21 protein-coding genes are annotated in these 25,078 nt (G+C 46.4%); 9 read left to right on the forward strand and 12 right to left on the reverse strand.

Features of this window, described 5'->3' with window-relative positions:
• Nucleotides 1-81: 81 nt before the first annotated feature.
• Nucleotides 82-648 (reverse strand): hypothetical protein, encoded by a 567-nt coding sequence (locus QUA36_RS13770; protein WP_333458036.1) that lies wholly within the window; start codon nt 646-648, stop codon nt 82-84.
• Nucleotides 649-821: 173 nt separating this feature from the next.
• Nucleotides 822-2,189, reverse strand: a complete 1,368-nt coding sequence (locus QUA36_RS13775) for an ATP-binding protein (RefSeq protein WP_333458128.1) — start codon at nt 2,187-2,189, stop codon at nt 822-824.
• Nucleotides 2,190-2,482: 293 nt separating this feature from the next.
• Here QUA36_RS13775 and QUA36_RS13780 point away from each other — a divergent pair, with 293 nt between their 5' ends.
• The 4 genes from QUA36_RS13780 to ftsH4 all read left to right on the forward strand — a co-directional run bounded on the left by QUA36_RS13780 (nt 2,483) and on the right by ftsH4 (nt 7,287).
• A complete protein-coding gene (locus QUA36_RS13780) occupies nt 2,483-3,328 on the forward strand; it encodes a M48 family metalloprotease (protein ID WP_333458038.1) in 846 nt (281 codons plus the stop codon).
• Nucleotides 3,329-3,458: 130 nt separating this feature from the next.
• A complete protein-coding gene (locus QUA36_RS13785) occupies nt 3,459-4,646 on the forward strand; it encodes a transposase (protein WP_333451113.1) in 1,188 nt (395 codons plus the stop codon).
• A 68-nt stretch (nt 4,647-4,714) separates the two neighbouring features.
• Nucleotides 4,715-5,188 (forward strand): tryptophan-rich sensory protein, encoded by a 474-nt coding sequence (locus QUA36_RS13790; protein WP_333451115.1) that lies wholly within the window; start codon nt 4,715-4,717, stop codon nt 5,186-5,188.
• A 230-nt stretch (nt 5,189-5,418) separates the two neighbouring features.
• Nucleotides 5,419-7,287, forward strand: a complete 1,869-nt coding sequence (ftsH4, locus tag QUA36_RS13795; RefSeq protein WP_333458040.1) for an ATP-dependent zinc metalloprotease FtsH4 — start codon at nt 5,419-5,421, stop codon at nt 7,285-7,287.
• 127 nt (nt 7,288-7,414) lie between these two features.
• Here ftsH4 and QUA36_RS13800 read toward each other — a convergent pair whose 3' ends face one another.
• The gene (locus QUA36_RS13800) at nt 7,415-9,877 is read right to left on the reverse strand and encodes an NACHT C-terminal helical domain 2-containing protein (RefSeq protein WP_333458042.1); all 2,463 of its coding nucleotides are present in this window, start codon (nt 9,875-9,877) and stop codon (nt 7,415-7,417) included.
• A 159-nt stretch (nt 9,878-10,036) separates the two neighbouring features.
• On the opposite strand from QUA36_RS13800, the gene QUA36_RS13805 reads away from it, so the two are divergent.
• Nucleotides 10,037-10,240 (forward strand): hypothetical protein, encoded by a 204-nt coding sequence (locus tag QUA36_RS13805; RefSeq protein WP_333458044.1) that lies wholly within the window; start codon nt 10,037-10,039, stop codon nt 10,238-10,240.
• Nucleotides 10,241-10,397: 157 nt separating this feature from the next.
• Here QUA36_RS13805 and QUA36_RS13810 read toward each other — a convergent pair whose 3' ends face one another.
• Entirely contained in the window at nt 10,398-11,297 is a 900-nt protein-coding gene (locus tag QUA36_RS13810) for a M48 family metalloprotease (protein WP_333458046.1), read from the reverse strand.
• A 315-nt stretch (nt 11,298-11,612) separates the two neighbouring features.
• On the opposite strand from QUA36_RS13810, the gene vapB reads away from it, so the two are divergent.
• The 3 genes from vapB (at nt 11,613) to QUA36_RS13825 (ending at nt 12,923) form a co-directional block, all read left to right on the forward strand.
• On the forward strand, nt 11,613-11,834 hold the full coding sequence (gene vapB, locus QUA36_RS13815) for a type II toxin-antitoxin system VapB family antitoxin (RefSeq protein WP_333167288.1): 222 nt from the start codon (nt 11,613-11,615) through the stop codon (nt 11,832-11,834).
• A gap of 90 nt (nt 11,835-11,924) precedes the next feature.
• Entirely contained in the window at nt 11,925-12,368 is a 444-nt protein-coding gene (locus QUA36_RS13820) for a Tse2 family ADP-ribosyltransferase toxin (RefSeq protein WP_333167286.1), read from the forward strand.
• A 30-nt stretch (nt 12,369-12,398) separates the two neighbouring features.
• Complete coding sequence (locus tag QUA36_RS13825; RefSeq protein WP_333167284.1) at nt 12,399-12,923, forward strand: hypothetical protein; 525 nt, start codon at nt 12,399-12,401, stop codon at nt 12,921-12,923.
• 100 nt (nt 12,924-13,023) lie between these two features.
• Here QUA36_RS13825 and QUA36_RS13830 read toward each other — a convergent pair whose 3' ends face one another.
• The 3 genes from QUA36_RS13830 to hemE all read right to left on the reverse strand — a co-directional run bounded on the left by QUA36_RS13830 (nt 13,024) and on the right by hemE (nt 17,393).
• The gene (locus tag QUA36_RS13830) at nt 13,024-14,616 is read right to left on the reverse strand and encodes a B12-binding domain-containing radical SAM protein (protein WP_333458048.1); all 1,593 of its coding nucleotides are present in this window, start codon (nt 14,614-14,616) and stop codon (nt 13,024-13,026) included.
• 467 nt (nt 14,617-15,083) lie between these two features.
• Nucleotides 15,084-16,049 carry an NAD(P)-dependent oxidoreductase gene (locus QUA36_RS13835; RefSeq protein WP_333455658.1) on the reverse strand — a complete coding sequence of 322 codons (966 nt, stop codon included), beginning with the start codon at nt 16,047-16,049 and terminating at the stop codon, nt 15,084-15,086.
• A 279-nt stretch (nt 16,050-16,328) separates the two neighbouring features.
• Complete coding sequence (gene hemE, locus QUA36_RS13840; RefSeq protein ID WP_333046489.1) at nt 16,329-17,393, reverse strand: uroporphyrinogen decarboxylase; 1,065 nt, start codon at nt 17,391-17,393, stop codon at nt 16,329-16,331.
• A gap of 214 nt (nt 17,394-17,607) precedes the next feature.
• Between hemE and QUA36_RS13845 the strand changes: the two genes are divergently transcribed.
• A complete protein-coding gene (locus QUA36_RS13845) occupies nt 17,608-18,213 on the forward strand; it encodes a YetF domain-containing protein (protein ID WP_333458051.1) in 606 nt (201 codons plus the stop codon).
• Between the two features lie 906 nt (nt 18,214-19,119).
• Here the strand turns inward: QUA36_RS13845 and QUA36_RS13850 are convergent.
• The 5 genes from QUA36_RS13850 to QUA36_RS13870 form a co-directional block, all read right to left on the reverse strand.
• A complete protein-coding gene (locus tag QUA36_RS13850; RefSeq protein WP_333167276.1) occupies nt 19,120-19,902 on the reverse strand; it encodes a hypothetical protein in 783 nt (260 codons plus the stop codon).
• Nucleotides 19,903-20,067: 165 nt separating this feature from the next.
• Nucleotides 20,068-20,997, reverse strand: coding sequence for an LD-carboxypeptidase (locus QUA36_RS13855; RefSeq protein ID WP_333458053.1), 930 nt, complete (start codon nt 20,995-20,997; stop codon nt 20,068-20,070).
• A gap of 305 nt (nt 20,998-21,302) precedes the next feature.
• Entirely contained in the window at nt 21,303-22,064 is a 762-nt protein-coding gene (gene map / locus QUA36_RS13860; protein WP_190659689.1) for a type I methionyl aminopeptidase, read from the reverse strand.
• 44 nt (nt 22,065-22,108) lie between these two features.
• Complete coding sequence (locus tag QUA36_RS13865; protein WP_333458055.1) at nt 22,109-23,185, reverse strand: glycosyltransferase family 4 protein; 1,077 nt, start codon at nt 23,183-23,185, stop codon at nt 22,109-22,111.
• A gap of 107 nt (nt 23,186-23,292) precedes the next feature.
• Entirely contained in the window at nt 23,293-24,483 is a 1,191-nt protein-coding gene (locus tag QUA36_RS13870; RefSeq protein WP_333167270.1) for a HEAT repeat domain-containing protein, read from the reverse strand.
• Nucleotides 24,484-25,078: the final 595 nt, after the last annotated feature.

The raw sequence follows: 25,078 nt of genomic DNA on the forward strand, positions 1-25,078 counted from the left end.
CAACAGTCAACAGTCAACAGTCAACAGTCAACAGTCAACAGTCAACAGTCAACAGTCAACAGTCAACAGTCAACAGTTAAACTAATTCAAAATTACCTTGCCATCTTCCTGAATTTGCAGCGATTTTGTATCAGCTTCCAACTCAGTTGTCGCGCCGAAACTGACTTGCAACATTCCCGGCATCGCGGTTGCTTGGGGGCGAACCAGCAGCAATCCGCCGTCTGGGCGCTGGTAAGTGAGGGTGATTGGCACTGGGATGCTTTTAAGCACAATTTCCGATTGTTCCCCCAGAGTGCGCGGCTGGGTGACGCCTACGATTTGATAATTGATGACAGCATTGGTGGTATTCACCAGTTTAATTACTATCATGCCTTCGCTAGGCGTAACTCGCGCACTGGGCATCGGGAAGCGGGCAGGCGCGTCTGTTGGTGTAGAGGGAATCCCCCTGAGGTCCGGACTCGCAGCCGGAGTTGGTTCGCTGACGGGTTCTTCAGTGGCTGCGGGAGTCTCTGCGGGTTGGGAAACGGGTTTTCCTTGTTGGGGCGGTGGGCCGCCGGCCTGGGAAAGTGTTGCGAGACTAACGAGTAAACCTCCGCAGGTGGCTGCTAGGAAGCTGATTTTTTTTAACGGTAGATTGTGGCGAAACATAAATAACTCCTCACAAGTTCGATCGAGGTTGTCCAACAAAGTTCATGTTAATCTATGCGGGAATTGAATTTTAATAGCTTGCTTGGGGCCATAGGTAAGAAGAATCAGGCTTGAGGGGGAGATTTTTTTTTAACCGCAGAGGGCGCAGAGGGCGCAGAGGAGGAGGGGAAGTTTTAGAGGTGGGATGCTTCTGATTTGTGGGCGGGGAGGGTGACGGTAACGGCGGTACCTCGATCGACTTGGCTGTCAATGCGGATTTGGCCGCGGTGATTTTCGACAATTGCTTTGGCGATAGCTAATCCTAAACCGGAACCAGCGGCGCTGCGATGGGTGCGGGCGGGATCTGCGCGGTAGAATCGATCGAACAAATGCGGCAGGGCTTCTGCGGAAATTCCGATGCCGGTGTCTGTTACTTTGATTTGCAGCGCTGGATTTAACATCGGCGAATTTCTTTTGTTTTTAGCTGCAAGTTGCAATTCTACTTCAATTTCGCCGCCAGAGGGCGTGTACTGCACGGCGTTGCTGACGATATTAGTAAACAGTCGGGCTAGTTGATCCCAGTCGCCCAACAGTGTAAAGTTGTCCTCAGCGTTGGGCAGATCGACAATTTCTAAAGAAAGAGAGAGATTTTGGGTTGTGGCGATCGCCTGTTGTTCTTCAATTACCTCCATCAGCAAAGCATCGAGAGGAACCTCAATCCACTGCTGCTGCACGATACCGCTGTCTTGTCTTGCTAAAAACAGCAAATCGTCAACCAAGCGCCCCAAACGGCGGGTGAGGCGTTCGATAACTTGTAGCTGTTGGTGTTGTTGCGGTTCGATATCCGGTTCCGCCAAAGCTACTTGGACGTTAGTTTGAATAGTGGCGATCGGATTTCTGAGTTCGTGAGAAGCATCAGCGGTAAACTGTTTGAGACGCCCGTAAGACTCCCGTATCGGTGCCATCGCCAATCCCGACAGCAGCCAGCCAATAGCTGCAACGCAAATTAGAGTTAAACTCGCGCCCAAAATCAAATCGAGAATTAATTGGCGGATGGGTTTTGTCACTTCAAACCAAGGATGGCTGACTCGCAAATATCCCAGAACTTGGCGGCCGGTTTCTACTCGCTGCGTTACTTGTCTGAGGGAATAGTTTTGATCGGACTGCAACTTATTATTAATTATCCAAACTGTTTCGCCGGTGCGGTTAGCGTGAATGGGAATATTCAGCGGTTCCGATAATGTAGACCACAGCAATTCGCCCGTAGGACTGAACCATTCTAAATCAATGTGGTCATCTTCTACTGCATCGGTGCTATCTCGAAAACTGGCTTGAATATTAACTTGCAATTTATTTTTATCTTTGGTAGTAGGCAAAGTTAGCGGTTGTTCGATAACGAGAGTTCGCTCTATTACTTCGACAACATGATTGAGGGTGTCATCTATGCGATCGATCAAAGTATTGCGGACGTAGAAATAGAAACCAGTGGCGAATACAAGTAACAATACAGCAGTAACGGCAGTGTACCAAATAGCGAGGCGGCGGCGGGTAGCTTGGAACATATTGCGAAAGAAGTTCGGCAACGGATTGTGTAATGGATTCAATAGATTTAACCGATTTAATAACTATAACCTTCTTCTATTATCTTCTTCTCTTCTTCTCTTCTTCTCTTCCTTCGTGCCCTAGCGCTAACGCGCCACTTCGCTAACGCGCTTTCGCGGTTCGTTAAAAAAAAGCCTTGTTGGCAAATTATCTCAAAAAACTCTAACAACTTTCCTTTCTTGATACTTCAGACAGATGTCGAGAGAGCAGTCACCATAGTATTCTAATCGCGAAACTTTTTAGGTAAAAGCCTGTGAATAAATTTTTATTTCGAGCCGCGATCGGGCTATTAATGGCTTTTTTTGGAGCAATCACCTATTTTACAAACGACGTAGAAAATCCGGTAACTGGAGAGAGACAGCGGGTGCAGCTTTCTCCCCGCCAAGAGATAGTTTTGGGATTGCAGGCGCGAGATAAAATGGCCGCCCAGCACGGGGGGCTTTATCCCAACCAGAGTATTCAACAGTATGTCGATCGAGTAGGAGCACGAGTAGTCAACGGTTCGGCCGCGAAACAAGCGGGTTATCCGTTTGAATTCCACCTGCTGCGAGACGCCCAAACAGTCAATGCTTTTGCTTTACCGGGGGGACAAGTTTTCATTACTGCGGGGCTACTGCGGCGGCTGAATTCCGAGGCTCAGTTGGCCGCTATACTGGGGCATGAAAGCGGTCACGTTGTGGCGCGTCACGGTGCGGAACACTTGGCAAAACAGCAGTTCGGCAGGTCTTTGGTAACGGCGGTTGGGGTGGCTACTAGCGACGATCGCGGGGGTGGTCAGCAGGCAGCATTAATTGCTCAAGCTGTCAATCAAGTTGTCGGTTTGCGGTACGGTAGATCGGATGAACTTGAGAGCGATCAGCTCGGTTTTCGGTTTATGACGGAGGCGGGTTACGATCCTAGAGGTATTGTTGAGGTGATGAAAATCCTCGGTGCCGCTAGGAAGGGCGAAGCGCCGCCGGAGTTTTTGAGTTCTCACCCCAACCCTGAAAACCGAGTTCAAAAGTTGCAAGCTTTAATCACGAAAAATTACCCTAACGGCGTTCCAGCTAATTTGGTGTCTGGACGCGATGAGTTTGCTAAGAATGTGTCGGGCGGTTAGCAATAATTGCATTGGGCTTTACCGAAATTAATGGGTCTAAAGCCCCGTCCTTCTAGGACGGCTTTTTATTTTATTGTATTTTATTTCCTCTGAGTCCCCCATCAGAACATTTTGACTATACAATAATAGTATGAAGACTCTGAAGTTCAAACTATACAATCATAAGCGAAATAAATACCTCAAGCGAACCATCAATGCTGCCGGGCTAATTTATAACCATTGTATAGCACTCCATAAACGGTACTACCGGATGTGGGCTAAGCATTTGAACTGCGCCAAACTTCAGGCTCATATTGCCAAACTGCGGAAGCGCAATCCGTTCTGGCAGTTGGTTGGATCTCAAGCTGTGCAGGATATCTGCCAGCGCATTGAGAAAGCCTACCAGTTGTTTTTCAAACATCATCAAAAAGGAGTGAGGGCGCCGGGATTCAAGAAAGTAAAGAAATATAAGTCTTTCACCTTAAAACAGGCTGGATACAAGTTTTTAGGTGGCAATCGGCTCAAGATTGGGCAGAAAGTGTATCAATATTGGAAATCGAGAGAAATTGAGGGAACAGTCAAAACTTTAACCATTAAACGCACGACATTAGGTGAGTTGTTTATGGTTGTGGTTGTTGATAGCGTTTCGGAGTCAGAAAGCAAATTCGAGACGAGTAGAATCGCTGGATTTGACTTTGGTTTAAAAACGTTCCTCACCGTCTCTGATGCTGCCAAAATCGAATCGCCTCAATTCCTCAAACAGTCGCTTAATGCCATCCAGAAAGCGAGTCGCCAGCACTCTCATAAACAGAAAGGTTCAGCCAATCGGGAACGCGCTAGAAAGCATCTTGTTCGCCAGCATGAGGATGTGGTGAATCGGCGCTCTGACTGGTTCTGGAAGCTGGCACATAAACTAACAGATCAGTTTGACGTGCTGTGCTTTGAGACGTTGAACCTGAAGGGAATGCAACGCCTCTGGGGACGGAAAATTTCAGATTTAGCATTTGGGGAATTCCTGCAAATTCTGGGATGGGTGGCGACGAAGAAAGGTAAACAAATCATTTTTATCAACCGTTGGTATCCATCGAGCAAGACTTGCTTTCATTGCAGTCATGTTCTGGAAAACCTAGATTTATCAGTGAGAGAATGGCGTTGTCCGTCCTGCCAATTGCTAAATGGGCGGGATGAAAATGCCGCCAAAAATATTTGTGCGGTTGGGGCATCAACCGCTAAGTTAGGCGATGTCAGACGGGCGAGAGCCTGCAATTGCTGTTTGACCTTAGAATCCCCGTGCCTGATTGCCGGGGAGTATGTCAAAAAAGTTATTACTAAAGGCTGATCTAAGTTTGGCTTTAAGTTGGCACGATCGACTTAATGAGCGATCGAGCAATTGGAAAGTTGAAAACCATGATTGAATCTTGGATGATTATCGGCGGCGTGACTTTCTCAGTCGCCTTCGGCACTCTGTTTTTTAAACTGCGCGATATTAACTGGGCTGTCAAACTTCAAAGACCGGATTGGATGTTTTTTGAGCCTGCTATTCCGTTAATTTGGACAGTGATTTTTGCTTGCGGGGCCGGCAGCGCTACTTTCGTGTGGGAACAGGAACCCGGTAGTCTCAAAACCTGGCTGCTGATGGCTTTGTACTTGCTTTTAGAAATTGTAACAGTTGCTTATATTCCTGCTACTCTCAGAGCCAAAAGTCTCAAAGTAGGGACGATTTTGGGAGGGGCTGGCGAGATTGTGGGATCTGTGTTGGCGTTGGCTGTTTTGCCAATTTCTCAAACCGCCGCTTTGTTACTTTTGCCTTACGTGATTTGGGGTGCGATCGGCACTTATACCACTTGGGAAATGATTCAGTTAAACCCGGAAGCTGCATAAATATTCGGTGTTCTTCGGCGCACCCTACATACTATAACGCTCTTTTCTTCTCTTCCTTCATATCCTTAGAGTCTTCGCGGTTCGTTAAAAAAACATTGTTAATAATAGCAAATCCGTGCTAGCGGGTTAACCCACCCGAGAAAGTGAGGAAATCCGCTTAACAGTGTGTGGGTATTTGATGAGAAAATAGATGAATAAAACTGCTTTAAATCAAAGGATGACAGTTATCAATGGCTATTAAAGACCAGCCCCAAGCACCTCGTTTTCGCCAAATTAGCAATATTTTGTTATTGCTCTCAAGTTTGTTTTTGCTGGCAAACATTTTTTTACCGAATTTGTTCGGCCCTCAAATTCCGCAAGTACCTTACAGCTTGTTCGTCCATCAAGTACAAGAACAAGATGTAGTCCGAGCTTCGGTAGGTCAAAATGAAATTCGCTACCAACTCAAAGGTGAAGGCGACAAACCCGGTCAAGTGCTGTCAACTACGCCGATTTTTGACCTGGAATTACCTAAACTTTTACAAGAAAAAGGCGTTGAATTTGCGGCAACTCCTCCTTCCAAAAATGGCTGGATCGGCAGTGTTTTAAGCTGGGTAGTTCCGCCGCTGATTTTTGTGGCGATTTTTCAATTTTTCATGAACAGACAGGGCGGTGGGCCGCAGGGCGCGCTGTCGCTGGGCAAAAGCAAAGCTAAGGTCTATGTAGAAGGCGAATCGGCGAAAATTACTTTTGCTGATGTGGCTGGAGTAGAAGAGGCTAAAACTGAATTAGTCGAAGTTGTTGAATTCCTGAAAACTCCCGACAGATTTACAGCAATTGGCGCGAGAATTCCGAAAGGCGTGCTGTTAGTCGGGCCTCCGGGAACTGGCAAAACTCTGTTAGCTAAAGCAGTAGCTGGTGAAGCTGGCGTACCGTTTTTTAGCATCTCCGGTTCGGAGTTTGTGGAACTGTTTGTAGGTGTTGGTTCTGCAAGAGTTAGAGATTTATTTGAGCAGGCTAAGAAACAGGCTCCTTGTATTATTTTCATAGATGAATTGGACGCGATCGGCAAATCTCGTAGCAGTAACGCTAGCTTCGGGGGGAATGATGAACGCGAACAAACTCTGAATCAACTGTTAACTGAAATGGATGGTTTTGCAGCGGGCAATACTACGGTAATTGTGCTGGCTGCAACTAACCGCCCGGAAAGTTTGGATGCTGCTTTGTTGCGCCCTGGCCGTTTCGATCGCCAAGTTTTAGTCGATCGCCCCGACTTATCCGGCCGCGAAGCAATTTTGAACATTCACTCTCAAAAAGTGAAGTTGGGCCCGGATATTGACTTGAAGGCCGTCGCCACTCGTACCCCCGGTTTTTCGGGCGCAGATTTGGCAAATTTGGTCAATGAAGCTGCTTTGTTAGCCGCTCGTAACAAGCGACTAACTGTGGCGCAGGAAGACTTTTATGAGGCGTTTGAGCGCGTTGTCGCTGGCTTGGAAAAGAAAAGCCGGGTGCTCAATGAAAAAGAGAAAAAGATTGTGGCTTACCACGAAGTCGGGCACGCGATGGTGGGTGCTGCGATGACGGGCGGCGGCGAAGTGTCAAAAATCTCGATCGTCCCGCGCGGTATGGCTGCATTGGGTTACACGTTGCAAGTACCCACTGAAGACCGTTTCTTGTTGGATGAATCGGAATTGCGCGGTCAGATTGCTACACTGCTTGGAGGGCGATCGGCTGAGGAAGTTGTGTTTGGTAGCATTACTACTGGCGCTTCAAATGACTTGCAAAGGGCGACTGATTTAGCTGAACGGATGGTGACAACTTACGGGATGAGTAAGGTTTTGGGGCCTCTTGCTTACGATCGAGGTCAACAATCAATGTTCCTCAATGACGGTATGGGAAATGCCCGCCGTGCGGTAAGTGCTCAAACTGCGGAGGCGATCGACCAAGAAGTGAAGGAAATTGTCGAAACTGCACACCAGCAAGCTTTGGATATTCTGAAAGCCAATCGGGAATTGTTGGAAACAATTACGCAGAAACTGTTGGAAACTGAAGTGGTGGAAGGTGATGCACTTCGCGAATTCCTCGGTCAAGTGCGGCCTTTAGATAAAGTTGCGGCTTGAGTTTAATAGGGTTTAATTGAACCGCAGATGAACGCAGATGATTCCAAATCATCTGCGTTTTGCGATTAATTCGACTCAATAAGTTTTGTATTCTATGATAGCACAGGGCGATCGTCCCAGAATTGCCCTAATCTGTTTTTTCACGTTGGCGTTTTTCGATTTCGGCGATCGGTAATAGCAACGTATTTTCAATTGCCTCTCTCACTTCATTACTCACCCCACAACTGCTATTAAGACAATCTATTAATAGCTTATTGGCATCGCAGTAACACTCAAGTAATTCTTTTTGTTCAGGATTGAAGCCCCAGTTATGACCCACATTTTGATGTTTGACTATTAATTCTCTAAGCTGATCAGTCCATGCTTTTCCTTCATCCCGCCACCACTCTCGACGGGCATCTATTTTACTCTCGGTTTCTAAAAAATTAAGGAGATCGGGAACTATATCAAATTTATGTAAATCTTCTAGAAGTTCTTTCAGAGGTTTCTCTAGCTGAGGTTTAAAATTGGCGGCATGGATGCAAGCGCGATTGAGAGAATCACTAATACCCTTGGCTAGCAAATTTTCATGGTCATCCCTATTTGTTCCTCCAACTTGAAATCCGGGAGTAAATCCAAGTTTAATTGCCAGGGTTCTGGTTTTGTCAAAGTTACCTCGGAAAGCATTGATTATGTTTTGGTTAGAGGTAAGCGCTTCAGCAAAGAAAAGAGCGGTAACAAGCGCTAAATCAAGATCAAAGACAGAATTACTGGTCATTTGATCTCTATTTATCTGAAAGAAGTAGCCGGGTGAATCATAGGCTATAGCATAGTAAAAAGCACGTATAGCCACAGTTTTATAAAGATGTGACACCGACTGAGATTTCTCATTGACCCAGTTAAGAAACTGCTGAAGTTGTGAATCTTTGGCAAGAAGAGAATCGATCTTGCATTTCATCGCCTGCAAAAAATTATCAGCATTGTCTAATAACTGTAATGTCAATAAAAAGACTTCTCGCCCCTGAGATTTTGTAATGTAAACTTCTAACTGTTGGAAAACTTCTTCTTGTGTGGCTCTATTATCCACAACATATTTAGCTACCAAATACTCTTGAAACGTAAGGTGCGAAAACGACCACACCTTTTGCGCCCTCTCAATCAACAACCCATGCTGTGCTTCCATCGCCCTCAACACCGCGCGACTATCTCGCTCCCCAATCCCCAAAAACTCCGCAATATATTCCTCAATCTCCGTCTGCTCAAACAACACATACTGCGTCTGCTCAAACTTCTTCACCGCTAGATAACTCAGTAACTCCAACTTTCGCTCCACTGACAAATCTCGATAAATCTCATCTCGCTCAATCTCCCGCGACTTGTCCCACTGCTCCAGTAGCAACTCCAAGCCCTCTTCATAAAGCTTCGATCGCTTCGAGTAAAACTTCCCAGTCTCATGAAATACTGCACAGGTCAAACTCAGCAAAATCGGAGTAATCGCCAACTCCCGAATCGACTTATTCTCTTCTCTAAAAAGCTGCTCCAGAAACTCCTGTGCCTTCGTCAGTCCCACCAACTCATCCCCTATCACTGCCTTAAACCAATGTTCTGAAAACGATCGCACCTGACCTTCATTAAAATCCGCAACTTCCACATAATCAAACCGCTCAAACCGCGACTCCTGACTCTGCGTTCGACACGTCACAATTACTTGCACCTGCGGATAGTCACGAGCAAACTTCTTAATTTCGTTGGTGATATTCTTTCCATCCTCCCCCGTCACCTCATCTAAGCCATCCAACAGAACCAGCACCCGACCTTGCTTTATTAGGCTTTCTGCATCTGATAAGTGCCAACACTTCTCTAAATAAGGCTTTAGGGCATAGGCTACCTCACGTCCATCCTTCACAAAATCCCGCAGCCTAATCAAAACCGGAATCCGCTGCGCTTGTAATTTTCCTGCATTGCACTGCGTCACCACTCGTTGCAAATACGTGGTTTTTCCCGAACCCGGTTTGCCCACCACCATCAGGTTTGTATTCTTCGCCACCACCTCTAAGCCTGACACTCGTTCCTGTTCCCTGCCCAAGCCAATGCGATCTAAACTGCGATAGCTGGGATTGTTGCTGAAATCTTGGCACAAATCATGGAATTCCGACTTACGACTACTGCTCAGTTTCTCCAGAATATTGACATCCACAAACAAATCACCCAACCGCACCCAACCATCGACACCCCAAAGTGGCATCGTGCCATGTAAGCGTTGGATATCATCATGGAGGCGCGATCGTACCTGCTGAACTAACGCATCAATGTCATTTTTCTTGCTCTCGGCAGGCTGATCTGAGAGTGAACTCGGTGGTTGACGTTTCTGCCAATTCTCCACATAACGCCGTAACTGCCTTTCCTTAACAGGGCCTGGATCATTAATTCCAAACTTTTTGTATATCTCAGTTAGTCGGGTACTAATAACCGTTTCAGTTGTCCCAAGCTTATTCGCGATTTGGACTTTATTTTTATCTTCACCAAATAGCAACACAAAAACATCTCTCTGCTTATCGGTGAGAGTTTTTTCGTTAGCGATTTCTGTCAAAAATTCCTTAGAAAAGAGCATTGCACGTGAGTCAGTGAAGGCTACAGGCCTAGTATAGCTACTTTTTTTCCCTATGTCAGGCTAAATCAGCCTAAGTCAGCTAAGTCAGCTAAGTCAGCTTAACTAACTCTGAAATCTAGTTGTTCCAATGGAGTTAATCATTCAAAAAAGCTAAGGCTAATGTCTAAATTTAACAAAAAGAAATGGCTCCAAGTAATCGAGTTTGCGGTGGTTGGCTTTGCAACTTTGTGCGATCCAACAGCAGGCGGGTTACTGTTTCTGCTCAAGCTGTGCTTTCAAATCCTGACAGCGTTGCAGAAAGATGAGCCGACTGAAACAGACAAGGGCAAACAGACAAACCCGCGTTTGTGCGATCGCCAGTAATCGTATGAAGGGAGAGCAATCACAGGGTACTCTCCCTGATACTCAAATTTCTTCTTATTCGTTTTTCCCTCGTACCACAGCGAGCATTATAAACAAACAGAAACCCGGCTGCTTCAAAACACCGGGTTTCTAAATATTGTTGCTGCATTTTCGACGATTAAATTCCGGGCACGTAAGCCATAACTGGAGAACCTTGCTGCTGCTGCTGCGCGATTTCCAAAAGGCGTTGAATCCGCTCCTCTGTCGGCGGGTGAGTGCGGAAAAGTGACTGCAAACCTTTAGTCGAAAAAGGATTCACAATCAGCAGCGGCGACATAGAAGGATTGCCGTGCATCGGAATTTCATGACCCATTTTCTCCAATTTCTGCAGCGCGTTTGCTAAACCGATCGGGTTATTGGTAATTTCCACCGCACCGCTGTCGGCTGCAAATTCCCTCGTCCTAGAAATCGCCAATTGAATTACGGTTGCTGATAGCGGTGCTAAAATGATTAAAAATAGCAAACCAAACGGATTCGCGCCTTGTCTGCTATCCCGCGTTACCGGGCCGTAAAGTGCTCCAAAAGTCAGAATTCGCCCCACAAATGTAATTGCACCGGCAATTGTTCCTGCAACTGCTTGAGTGAGGGTGTCGCGGTTGCGGATGTGGGTGAGTTCGTGCGCTATAACGCCTTCCAATTCTTCGCGGGAAAGCAGCTTGATGATGCCTTCAGTAACTGCTATTGTCGCGTGTTCCGGGTCTCTTCCTGTGGCGAATGCGTTGGGAGATTGAGTGGGAACTAGAAATATTTTCGGCACCGGAATTTGGGCTTTTTCGCTCAGCGATGCTACCATATCGTAGATTTCTGGTGCTTCGCTGCGGGCGATCGGCTGAGCGCGGTAAGCCATTAACGCAGCCGTGTCGGAATAGTACCAAGAGCTAAAACTTGAGAAGGCGGCTAGCGCTAAACCGATGTAAAGTCCTTGCTCGTTGCCGATTAAATAATAACTTCCTAAAACGAGAAGGCCGCTTAGAAGTCCTAAGAGAGCGGCTGTTCTGAGTTGATTTGTTCCTAACATGGCGGGTTGAGGGCGATCGATATTTTGATATTTTTGAGCTTCTAATTAGATTTTCATATTTGGGGGCGATCGCGCCTCTACCTGCCGAAATAACTGCTGCCGCCAATAGTAGTATTTCACTTTTTCAGTCAGACACTGGGAAGGCCGATCGGGAGGATATCTCGCCTGCTCTCAAGAGGCGGTAGAGCCACAGGATATGACATTTCCAGGCTCTGCTTGGAAACGAGATTAAACGAGATAACCATTCTAAAGACCCTTTAACTGCAATTACCGTATAATTGGTTAATATGACATAGTAAAAATTTCACATAAATCATGACTATCGATATAGAGATTTTTCAAACTGTTGTCAAGATGCCAGAATCTCTCAAACAAGAGATATTGCATTATGCAAAATATTTACTTGAAAAACACGCAAAAACTGAATCATCTCAAGAACAACTTGGACAACCTCATGGTTATGGTAGTTGGGCCGGTCAGATCGTTATGTCTGATGATTTCGATCTACCGCTGGAAGATTTAAAGGAATATATGTAACATGGAATCCCTTTGAAATACTGATGCCTTTCTGTTGCAGCAACTATCTTATGATTGGTATGGCGATCGTGTTGGGCTGATAAAAGGCTAATGGCAAGACTCTATTATCGAGGCATGGCAGAAGAAAACGGTAAACCCAAAATGGGACGCAACGCGAGGCTACTGGGAGTCAGACCCAGTATTGACATTGATGTTGAGCAAGTGCCCAAAGACTGGTTGGATGAACAAGGTTATTTACTACCAGAAACAGAACGCAAATCTTCAGAGGAGTCTGTCACTGTAGTTATTAGAAACACAAAAGGAATGTCTGTATCCCTCTCTATCGAAGGCTTACCACCATTCCGCAAACCCCCAAAATTTGGCGGAACAGGAAAAGATCCTCTTTGGCAGATTGACGACAGCAAGATCCTCGGAGATATTGAAGCTGTGCAAGATAGTCCAACTCATGTGAGTATTTTGCCAAGCGCTACAATGCTTTTAGAGAAATATGAAGCAGCCCTGGCCCAGACACAGAACGAATGGGAGAAAGTTTGATAGTTTAATTTAGTCAACGGGAGAACAGCAATGGCATGGGTGTTTAGCTTATCGGCTGAATGTGGCACAAAGCAATCTGAAGCACAGCAATTTGCTCAATATTTCAATGAAATTTCCTGGGTGATTTCAAACGGTAGACATTCCCAATGTCGGGCAGAAACTTTTCAGGATATAGAAGAAAATTGGTGGTGTAGAGTTTGTCCAAGTGGCATTAGTGAAATTGGGATTGATACTCCCGAAAGTGCTTATTTAATGACAGAAATAGGTATTTTTATGTATCAGAGTTTGCGGTTTGCTCCACCGTTTCGGTATGCTTTAGTTGGTGTGGAAGTAGATGAATTTAGAACCTACAGCGAATTGATCGAAGAGTCTGCGTTGGTTTTTCCAGGCTTGGTTTTAGCTGAAGCTGTTTGGCAAGCCACTGGATCATCTTCGGTTTTTCGAGCCTTCAGTCTTGGATATGTTTGGAAGCCCTATGAAGGTGAAACTTATAGACCACTAATCGCATCGCCTGACCTAAAGAACAAGTTTGATGAATTGTTGAGTGTGGGGTAAATCTCTTCAATCACCCAGAGGATATTTTTGTTCAAGCAATTTAGATACCCGACTTGTTTAAGAAGTCGGGTATCTGGCTATTAGGTAGAATTCTCGAACCCTAAACCGCTTGCACTTGCTTTTCCTCAACAGGAACAGGTTCTTGATAGACGGTTTGAGACTCATTAGCCAAAAAGTCAGCCAATTGAGCTTCAATTTCATCCCGTACAATCTGGCGGTATTCCAGAAAATGCTCGTTGTGAGCACACACTGTTAAATAATGATCCCAAACCGCAGGATTGCGCTTGAAAATGCTAAACAAATGATGCCAAAACTTCCAGCGAGTTTTGCGCTTGACTCCCTGCCGCCAAACCACAGTTAGCAGTGCTCGCAAGTCTATCCAACTGGGAATTCTTGCAGGTATATTTGCTGTAGGTGCACCCAACATTAAGAAATGGCGATAAGTCCGGTCTAAATATTTCTCAGCATCGTACACTTCGCAAAATGCTTCGACATATTCGCGGGCAATATCTTCGAGAGGCCGCGTCGGGATAAAGTTCATTAAAGTAGTCTGATTGAGGTTGCCAGATTTGTCGCGCAACCGCCCTTCTTTTGCTAGTCTGTGGGACAATGCCGTGTGCGGCAAAGCTTGCAACATTCCAAAGGTTGTGCTCGGAATTGCTGCTGCTTCGGCAAACTGGACAATCCGCTGACCGGCACCGGGTTTTTCGCCGTCAAATCCGATGATAAATCCGGCCATTACTCGCAAACCTGATTTAGCAATTAACTCTACGGATTCGATCAGGGAATTGCGGGTATTTTGGAATTTTTTCGTCATTTGCAGGCTTTCTTCATCGGGAGTTTCAATCCCTAGAAACACTGCATTAAAATTGCACGCTACCATCATATCCATCAATTCTTGGTCTTGGGCTAAATCGATGGATGCTTCTGTGTTGAAAGTAAACGGGAATTTGTGTTCTTCTTGCCAGACTTTTAAGTCTTTTAGCAACAGTTTGACGCTGCGTTTATTGCCGATAAAGTTGTCGTCTACCATGAACACGCCGCGCCGCCAGCCTAAGTTGTAGAGACAGTCTAGTTCTGCGATCAATTGTTGTGGTTCTTTCGTGCGGGGTTTGCGGCCGTAGAGGACGATGATATCGCAGAATTCGCACTGGAAGGGACAGCCTCGGGAAAATTGAATTGACATCGAGTCGTAGGCGTCTAATTCCAGCAAATCGAAGCGGGGAACCGGGGTTGTGGTAACATCGGGTTTTACGCCGTCCGATCGATAAATTCCGCTTTTTTCGCCGCGCCCTATTGCTTCGACAAACATCGGCAAGGTGATTTCGCCTTCGTCGAGAATCAGGTAATCTATGCCTGCTGCTTGAGGTTCTTCTGGTACGGAAGTCGGGTAGGGGCCACCGCAAGCTACGGATTTACCGCGCCGTTTTGCTTCGCGAATTATGTCTAGCAAATCTTCTTTTTGGACAATCATTGCGGACAGAATAACGAGCTCTGCCCATTCCCATTCTGCTTCGGTGATTTGTCTGATATTGCGATCGACTAACTTAAATTCCCACTCTTGGGGTAAAATAGCTGCTACTGTTACCAAACCCAGCGGTGGCAGCAGCACTTTACGATCAACTAATTCTAGGATTTTCTCGTAAGACCAAAATGTTTTCGGAAACAGCGGGTAAACTAGAAGAACTCGCATTATATGTTAAACCTCACATCAGTAAACAACTTGCGATCGGGCTGGCGTGTTTGAAAGTTTGATCGACTCTCAAGACTTCATGTTAAGGCTAAAATTACGATCTTGCACTCGATCGAATATCTGGCGAGGGGTGACACCCCCTAAAACCAACAAATTGAGCGCAATTTTTAGCTTGCAGTTCCCTGTTAAAGTGTGCAAATGCTGATATCTTATCGTATTTGACCCTTAATTGACGATAATCGCATTTAAAAAGCATGGGACTAAGGCAAAAAAGAATTTGAAAAACTTACTTTATTTGTAAAATGCGCCGCGGCGCACCCTACATATATCTGGTAAAGTGCTTATGGTGCGGCCTACATTAGTAGTTTGATGTACATTTCCTCTTCCTTTTTCCTCAACATTTATCCCTTAAATCCGTTACCTCCGTTAAATCCGTTACAAAATCCGCTGCCGAACTTCCTTCTTCCCTAATTTGAATCTTTGCCGGGAATCCCGCTAGTTCTTAACATATCGGCAACTGTGCCGCAGTAACTCGGCATTCCTATGCTTTCGGGATTCACAAGATTTTGATAAGTAAAATGGCGGTAGCTGATGCAAAATCTATCCCAAGCAGCCACCTGAATTCGGAACAGCCAAATAAAGAAATTGGCTAGCCAAGCTGAAAGAGTCACCCGAAAAAATATTTTTTTATTCAAATACTGGCAAGCTTGTTCTACCACTTCGTTAGCTGTAATCGCCGGATTTCCTAGCACAAAATGTCGCGGTTCCTCGGAAGCCGGCGGATGCTCAACTAAATAATTAACTACTGTCGCAATATCTGCGCCGTGGATGAAGTGAAAACTGCCATCTGCCTTAAACCAGCGAATCAAACCAATCCATTTAGCGACAAGTGGCAGGCCAGAGGACAAGTGAGAAACTGGTTTTTCCGCGTCTCCTCCCAATACTAATGTCGGGTAAAGTGCCGTAATTGGAGGCACATTAGTCAAAGCTGACAAATGCACCATGCAGTTGTATTTGGAGCTAATATAATCTGTTCCCAGTGCCCCGGCTTCTTTGAGCAAATTGTTGTCTCGACCGAGAATGCTGGCCGTTGAAAAATAAATTACTTGTTGGCAAGTCTGTGGCGAAAGTAGTTGAATTAGCTGGAGAGTTTTCGTTACGTTAACGTCAAACACTTCTTGAGTTCCTCCCCAAGCAGTGGCAGCTAAAATTGCGACATTAATTGTTTGCAAAAGTTCGGCGTGTTGCTCGATATCTCGCATATCGCCTTGTAATATATGGATGCCGGGGCGGGCTGTCCAGTCAAATTTTAATTTTTCTGGGTTGCGAACTAATAGGTAAAGTTCGTGGTTTGTTTCTTGAATCAAAGTTTCGGCCATGTAGTGACCGATACAGCCACTTGCACCCGTCACAAAAATTTTTTTTGAGTTCATTTTGCCGCAGGGGAAGAGGGAGGATTTGACGCTTTTAAGGGCGGTAGGGAGACGGTATTGCCGTATCCTTTTTTCACGGTTGGAGACGGCATTGCCGTGTCCCTACAAATATTGTGTGTTGTTGTTACTCGTTACCAGGCTCTGACTTGGTAACGCATATCCGGAGGCTCTGCCTCCATTTTACGCGAGGCAGAGCCTCTGGATATGGGTTCACCAGGCAGAGCCTGGGAACCAGTTAAACCGAATTCGCTCCGATTATATAATCGAAACCAAATCAAATTAAGCAGCAACTGCAAGCAATTTGTCCGCTTGTTTTGCCGTTTCAAAGAAGAAACGCACGTTGTCTTCGGGAGTTCCCGGTAATACGCCGTGTCCCAAATTGAGGATGTGTCCGCGATGACCAGCTTTGCGAATTGTATCAAGAATTCGATCGCGAATAAACGGTTGAGAACCAAACAACACGCCCGGATCGAGATTTCCTTGAACGTTCATATTGGGGCCCAAACGTCGGCGCGCGTCGGCCATGTCAACCGTCCAATCGACGCTGATGATATCCGCGCCGGATGTTGTCATGCGTTCGAGGAGGCCCGCACTACCGGTGACTAACAAAATTAGCGGGGTGTCGGGATGGGTTTTTTTGACTTGCTCGAACACCTGTTTCTGGTAGGGTAAAGCGAAAGTGTCGTAGTCTTGCGGGGACAGTTGGCCGGCCCAGGAGTCGAACATTTGCACTACTTGCGCGCCGCAGTCGATTTGATAGCGCACGTAAACGGCGATCGCATCTGCGAATTTCGACAGCAACTGATGCAGTAAAGTTGGATCGGAAAATGCCATGTTTTTGATGATGGCATAATCCTTAGAACCTTTGCCCTCAACCGCATAAGCCGCCAGCGTCCACGGCGCGCCCACAAAACCGAGCACGGTGGATTTGTTGCCGACTTCCTCGCGCAGGGATTTGAGGATTGTTTTGATAAACGGCAAGCTTTCTTCCGGGTTCAGCGGTTGCAGGTTGTCGATTTGCTGCTGAGTGCGAATGGGTGCGTGGATAATCGGGCCTTTGCCTTCGGCGATGTCCATGTCGATGCCCAAACCCGGCATGGGGGTGACAATATCGGAAAACAGAATTACGCCGTCGGGTTGAAACGCGCGCCACGGCTGGAGGGAAACTTCGATCGCAACTTCGGGAATTTCGGAACGTTCGCGAAACGAGGGATACTTTTCTCGCAAATCTCGATAAGCCTTCATGTAGCGGCCGGCTTGACGCATCATCCACACGGGCGGGCGGTCTAGGGTTTCGCCGCGGGCTGCCCGCAACAACAAGGGAACTTCATTTAATGCTGACATCTTAACTTTTCTCTGATTTAGGTATTTTAATGCCTTTGGTAGCTTACCACTGTGCGATCGTCCTTTTTGACAAAAAATTCATCTGTCAGCGGGGAGGGAGATCAGGGGAGTGGCTGAGTTCGATAGCAACCTTCTGGCACGGTCAAGGAATTCTTAATAGCTGAAACTCTTGTTAATAGGGAATTTTCACATCCACCCTTCTGCTACAATGACAATGCAAACTAACAGAAGCCGCGACCGCGACCTCAAGCAGACGAAGCATCTAGCACTCTTTGCAGCAGCAAAGCGCCCAAAATCAGCACGGCGAGATAAAAATATGTTTTTTGACAATTGGTTTGAAATAATTCGGATTTTGACGATCGGCGTTTCCGCTTACGCCGCGCTGATTTTTTTGCTGCTAGTTTCCGGCAAGCGAACTCTGTCGAAGTGGAATGCCTTCGATTTCATCGTTACCATCGCGCTTGGTTCGACGCTGGCGACTGTCATCATGTCAAAAGACGTTTCGTTGGTCGAGGGCGTTTTCGGACTCGGCTTACTCATCGGGCTGCAATTCATCGTCACGTGGCTTGCGGTGCGGGTAAAGTGGGTAAAAAATCTCATCAAAGCCGAACCTACTATGCTGCTCAGCCAAGGCCAATTTCTGCCTGTGGCGATGCGGCAGCAGCGCGTGAGTGAATCGGAAATTCGGGCGGCGATTCGGGGGACGGGCAGCGCGTCGATCGAAGAAATCGAAGCAGTCGTGCTAGAAACCGACGGCAGCATGAGCGTTATCAAAAAATCTCCGAACAATTCGCGATCGGCTCTCCAAGATGTAGCTTAGGAATGAAAAATCGCTGGAACGACGGTATTTCATCGATGCCCTCGCAGCATTGCTGGGCAAGGGTTTCAGCGATTTTTTTTTGCGGGGTTGAAGGAGTTTTGACGGATATTTTGGGAACCCTCGCAAATGGTCTCTGGACATCTTGCGCTGTATAGGGTGTCTGATGGAGGTCTCCCCACTCGCTGGGGAAACTAATTGAATGGAAACTAACAGCACAGTATCTTCTCCAAAAAGATTGAGAGCTTCACTCCCCACTCGCTGGGGAAACTAATTGAATGGAAACTGACTGCTTCCATTGTAGAAGCATCGAAATTATCACTCCCCACTCGCTGGGGCAACTAATTGAATGGAAACCCCCTCATGGAGCGTGGTATAGGTGTTACTCTACAGACTCCCCACTCGCTGGGGAAACTAATTGAATGGAAACATTATCTACTTACAGTGATGGCTGTTGGGGAACCACCTACACTTAACTAACCCATGAGACTTCCTTTCGATGAAGGAGGGGAAGTGTTCATTTCCTGCTACATTTAAATTGATATTCAGGCGTACCTTTAACCAGTACGCAAGGTACAAGCCAAGGATTATACCTACAAACAAACCTAAGCACTTGACTACCATATCATCTCCTTGTTCACCAGGATAGTGCTAACAGGATTGATGCCTCTGGACATGATCCAGAGGCACCACGAACATACTCTCCACTCGCTGAGGAAACTAATTGAATGGACACTAGCGAGGCAAAGAAACCCGATTTCTACCAAGAAACCGGGTTGATGAACCCGCGCTATAGTCCAAAATATAGAACCGATGAAGCACAAATCCTGCGATTGCTTCGTTCCTCGCAATGACAAGAAACAGTCTTCGCAATGACAAGAAATAGTCCTCGCATTGAGAAGAAACAACTTACCTAGTCACGCAGACTCCGCCCACCACTACCCGACATTGATCTGGGCCCGCATCGAATCTATTATCATTCCGCCTCGCCGAATCTAAATCTCTAGTCCGCGAATTGTAGTAATAATCTCCCGCCGGAAACCTTCTAGTCGGGACAGCGCAGTAAGTCGAGTCTTGATTTCCATCGTCAAACCTTACTCTCACCATAGAACGTCTCTCGCGACAATCAACAGACCGCAAGTCAAAATCATCTTGCAGAAGCTGTGCTCTGTCATATTGACCGTCATTTCGATCGTTATCTCGCCTCGTATACCAATCGTCCCGCGAATTGCGAGATCGTCTGTCGCCCCCATCAATTCCCGAAACTTCCAGCGTGTAGCTACCGCCTCTGGCTGCATCTTTTGCTAACACTAACAGTTTATAATCGCCACTACGGGGAATTTGATAATTAAAAGAACGGTCTTGCGTAAAAGCGACTTGTTTGTTGTTCCCGTAAAACAACACCATCACGGGAGTAAAACCGCGACTTCTATCTGTATCTAAAAACACTTCAATGTTGTCGCCTTCCCGAGCGTTGAATGTGTATTCTTGGCCACGCAATTCTTCTGTCGGAGAGCCTGGTGTCCACATATTCCGAAAACGGTAGATCGGAGAAGTACGGCGAATTACTCCGTCAATGCGATCGTTATTCTGTATCTGTTCGCCAACTGCACTAGACGAAATGCCAGTGAGTGCCAATCCTGCAACTAGCACAGCGGCAGCAATACTGTTTAACAAGTTGTGAGTTCTCATATCAACCTCTCGAAAATTTTAAAATCTTTTTGCTTTTTTTGTGCCGACATTTGCATACACAATCCATTTTAAATGTAATTTCTGCCAACCGTGTCAACCTCACCCAACCCGGCTATTTAGCTGGTGCAAAATCTCATGTTAAAGTTATAGACGTTGATCCCTAATCTAAAGTTGCGATCGATCGCCACAAATCAGCAATCCCGATTCAGCGTCGAGACTCGCCATAATTCCCATCGGTAAAGCAGCGTTAACTCCCTCGTGCCCGAAGGGCAAATCCGAGACAATCGGAATATTCAAGTCCCCCAGCCGATCGCGCAAAACCTCTTCAATGCTAAAACTGGGAATACTCGGCTCAATCTCGCAGCGACTGAAGCGCCCCAAAGCAATGCCCCGCACCCCAGCGAAAGCTCCCGCCATCCGCCACAAAGTCAGCATTCGATCGACCCTGTAAGGAGCCTCGGAAACATCCTCAAATGCGAGAATAACCCCGGTCAAATCCGGTTGATACGGGGTTCCGAGCAAATGAGAAGCTACCGTCAGATTCGCCGGAAACAGCCGCCCGGTGGCTTTCCCGCTGCCCCATCCTTTCCCTTGCAAAGATTGTAAGGGACGACCTTCTATGCAGTCAAAAAGTCGATCGACAGACCAATCCGGTTCATCCGCCAAAGTTGTCAGCATCGGCCCGTGAACGCCCCAAACACCCAATTTAGCCTGATTCCACAGCAAAGCAGTAATATCTGAAAAGCCGATTAACCATTTCGGCGAATGGGAATCAGGAGTTGGAAATTGGGAATTTTCCGCCTTTCCCACATTTCCTTTTTCCAAAAGTCGAGTGCTGCCGAAACCGCCACGAACACACAGAATACCGCGACAATTCGGGTCATTGAGGGCCTCTGCTAGCTGTCGGACGCGGTTTTCATCGGAACCTGCCAAATAGCCCCAGCGATCGTCAAAACCCGGTGTTAATTCAACTCGATAGCCGCGAGATTTCCAAATTTCTACACCCTTTTCAAAGTTGGTTGATTCTCGCAAAGTGCCACTAGGGGCAATTACTTTGAGCAAATCTCCTGGTTGCAGAAATTTTAGGTCAGTCATTTGTTATTAGTTATTAGTTATATCGTGTTTGGTGAATCGAGCGTAATTCTATAGGGGCGGGTTTTACAGACAATTTATGACTAAAACAGACTATCTCGAAAACCCGCCCCCACCCCCCCATAAATACAAACCTACATTTTCGGATTCGATGCAAATTTCAGGTTGATTTGGGTTATCGGTTGTGGCGGGGCGGGTTTATCTAGATTGTTGATTATCGTTAGATATTGTCGGTAAAACCCGCCCCTACCGGATCTCGTTGATTATTGATTTAGGAGTGAGTTTTTGAGATTATTTGTTAATGATTGCTACGGCAAAGTTAGAATTTCAACCCCAGAATCAGTCACAGCCAGAGTGTGCTCGAATTGAGCCGAAAGCTTTCCATCCTTAGTGATAGATGTCCAACCATCGGCGAGAATTTCCACTTCCCAAGTACCCTCATTAATCATCGGCTCGATCGTAAAAACCATGCCTTGTCTGAGCTTCTTTCCCGTGCCCCGCTTGCCGTAGTGCAGAATTTCCGGTTCAGTGTGAAAGACTCGGTGAATCCCGTGTCCCGCAAAATTTCGCACTACCGAAAAGCCCTGTGCTTCAGCATATTCTTGAATCGCTGCACCGATGTCACCGGTACGAGCACCCGGTTTGACTTCCGCAATTCCTCTTCTTAAACATTCCTCGGTTACTTCAACTAACTTTTTCGCTACCGGTGAAGGTTTCCCGACAAAAAAAGTCTTGGAAGTATCGCCATGATAACCATCAACTAAAGGCGTTACATCAATATTAATAATATCCCCTTCTTTAAGAATTTGTTTCGCATTAGGGATGCCGTGACAGACTACTTCATTGACGCTTGCACACAGAGATTTGGGAAATCCTTTATAGCCTAGCGGAGCGCTTTTGGCTCCGTGTGCCAAAGTCCAACGTTCGGCTTCGTCGTTAATTTCTAAAGTGCTGACACCCGGTTTAACCATTGGTTCGAGATGTAGCAGAAGTTCGGCAGCTAAACGGCCTGCTTGGCGCATTTTTTCGATTTCTCTACTGGATAAAAGCACTAAACGTTCGGTTGCCATAGTTTTTTTCTGTTTCCTTTTTTTCTGGTCGCTTAAGAGTTTATTTAACTCAATTTGAGAATAGATTTGAACCAGTGTTCACAACGATCGCCCAAAGCTGCTAAAGAATATTCTACCTCTGCTTGTCGCCTGCAAGCGCTGCGGTCAATTTGGTCTAAGCGGGCGATCGCACCTACCAACCCATTTACACTATCAGGAGCCACTAAAAAGCCCGTCAGTCCGTCTCTAACAATTTCCGCCGGCCCCCCGCGCTCGTAAGCAATCACAGGCACACCACACGCTAAAGCCTCGATCGCGACATTTCCGAAAGCTTCCACCCAACGTGGTGTCATCAACAATGCTTGACACTCTCGGACTTGCTCTTGCATTTGAGTTGTTGTCAGAAACCCTAAATATTCTACCGGAGCATCCGGGTAATCAGCACAAATTTTTTGCCAATAATCCTCATCTTGCATTTTGCCCATAATTTTCAGGGGAATGCCTGTAATTTTCGCTGCTGCTACTGCATCTTCTACGCCTTTTTCCGGGGCGATGCGGCCTAGCCAAGCTAATTTAGACTGCGGTTTGTCGCAAAATTTGTACAGGGATAAATCTATGCCATTTCCCAACAACTGACATTCATCGGCAAAGGCGAATGTTTTGGCTTGAGAAGCGGTGTGAACTCCGATCGTACTAGGAAACTTGAGGGCGGTTTGTCCGGCGATGCGATCGAGGGCTGCGGAAAGGGATCCCATGCTGATCAAATGTGCGATCGGAGTCCTAAAAAATGGTGTCAAATAAAACGGCAGCCAATCGTAGGCAAAATTAACAATGACATCCCATTCATCCTGAACTTGGCGAGCATATTCCCACATATTCGCCAGCACAGAATCTGCGGGCATCACAATAGGATCATTGTAATCTTGTGTTTGGGCGGTTACTTGCAAATCACCAGTTATTTCGATTACTGGAATTGATTCTAAGACTGAACCTATGGGCGCTACAACTGCTATCTTATGACCACGACTCTGCAATTCTTTAGCAATGTTAAGGACTGTAAGTTCGACACCGCCACCCAACCCCGAACCTAGTTGACCGACAGAAGTTGACAGGAACAATAGTTTTAAATGGTTATTAGTCATTAGTCCTTAGTCATTAGTCAGCATTCACTAATGTTAACATAATCTAAATTATAAATTATCCCATCTCAAATCTCTATTTTTAAATTATTTAAAAATTGCTACATTTATTAATCCATCCCAGAACGCGGACGGAGGCGGTTCAACTGATTGATTGCCCAGCGAGCAGTTTCCTGAACTTCTGGATCGGGATCGTCCGTCGCACGGTGCAACAAGTAACTGATTTGATTCACCAATTCGTAAACCCGCGTCAAGTCCCGAATTGCATTTTTACGCACTTCGGGATTTTCATTTTGCAGGGAAATTGACCAGGCATTATTCATGGGTTTGAGCGTGCGAATGCCAATTTCCGAGAGACTTGCCAAAATTAAACTGTACTGCTTCGAGTCGGAATTTGGTAGCAAATCGAGCAACGGCTCAACTGCTCTGGAATCTCCCCGCTGGCCTAGTTCCCAAATTGCTTTGCCCCTCTTTGCGGGATTTAGCTGCTGCAAATCTTCAATCAGTGCTTCAATAATATCAACTTTAGGTCTACCATCCGTTTCGGGAAGGGCAATACCTTTCTTCTTCGCTAGGGAATCGCCTTGATTAGTTGTTTCGGGAATGTTGAAACCTGTACTGCTGTACCCATTGCTGTGAGTTTCCAAGGGCGAGGTGTCGGAATTAATTTGATCGCCCTCGACTGCTGCATCCTCGGATTCTGGTTCCCCGGATTCCTTGCTAAAAGGTCGATCGCTGCTTTCGAGACTGTTGTCTTTTGGCAAATCCAAAGGGTAAGGAAAGGCTGACAGCGGTTTTGATCGCCCAAAAGAACCCTCTTGCTGTGTAATTGCGTGCGAGTTTGTAGGAGAGTCGGGATTAGTAAATTGAGAGTTTTTTTGGTTGTGGCGCTCTAATCTTCCCCGTCTTCGCTTAGGATAATTTGACTCGTCACTGCTAACTAATTTGAGCATGATAAATACTGCCGCTGCCGTAACGACAACTGCTGCCAAACCCAACATTAAGAACCCCCGCTGACGAGACAAAATGACGATCAAATTGGATACCGATTTCGGGATCTTAGAATTAGATTTGGATGTTTTGGACGGCTGAGATTTGTTTTTATCGGGCGCTGGAGACGGTTTTGGAGGCTTGGAATCCTGGCGATCGTCCGGGGGAGAGTTCGCCTGAGCAATTTCTTCGGAAACAGCCCGGTAGGAGGCATTGAGTACCTGGTGTCCTTCGTCGGCACTTGGACTGAACGCAGCGCCCAGACAGGCAATGCAGGTGAACAAACATACAGAGGAGCGGTAATGCGCCATAAGACTCAATCCGGGTTTTGAGAGGCAACGCCGCATGACGAGCTTTAGTTTAACCTTGAGTTAGCTCGATCCTAGCTGCTATGGGCTTAACTAACTTACAAATACCACCAGACTAGCTAAAAACCCTGGTTTGAGAGGGCACTGAGCCAGATCTTATAAGCACAATTGTGTCATTGACGTGCAACTCCTTTAAATAATTAGTTTAAAACGAACCACTACATCGGCGGCCACGACTTTAACAGCGGCATCCCGAAAGTTGATTGCAGCTCATCTCACCTACGTGCAGTGTGCAGTGCAGGCCCCGCAGCACAGCACTGCGAGGGCGCTAGCAGACGATCGTGGCTAGCTGTCGATTTCTTACTAATAGCGTGGCATGACCAAAAGTTTAACAAGCTTCCGAGCCTGCGGGTGGATCGTTTTTGTGTGAATTTGGGCCCAAGTGGGACAGGGGGATTGGCACTGGTAAGGAGAAACTTGGTTTTTTCGTTAATTCTTCGCTGCTAAACCGCATATTTTCCGTACATTCCAGGATGCACTCTCGACGCTCATAAACCAGTTTTATTTACCAAAAATGCTGTAAGAAAGAGAGCGCTGA

This window comes from Microcoleus sp. Pol10D4 (assembly GCF_036701555.1).
GTDB lineage: Bacteria > Cyanobacteriota > Cyanobacteriia > Cyanobacteriales > Microcoleaceae > Microcoleus.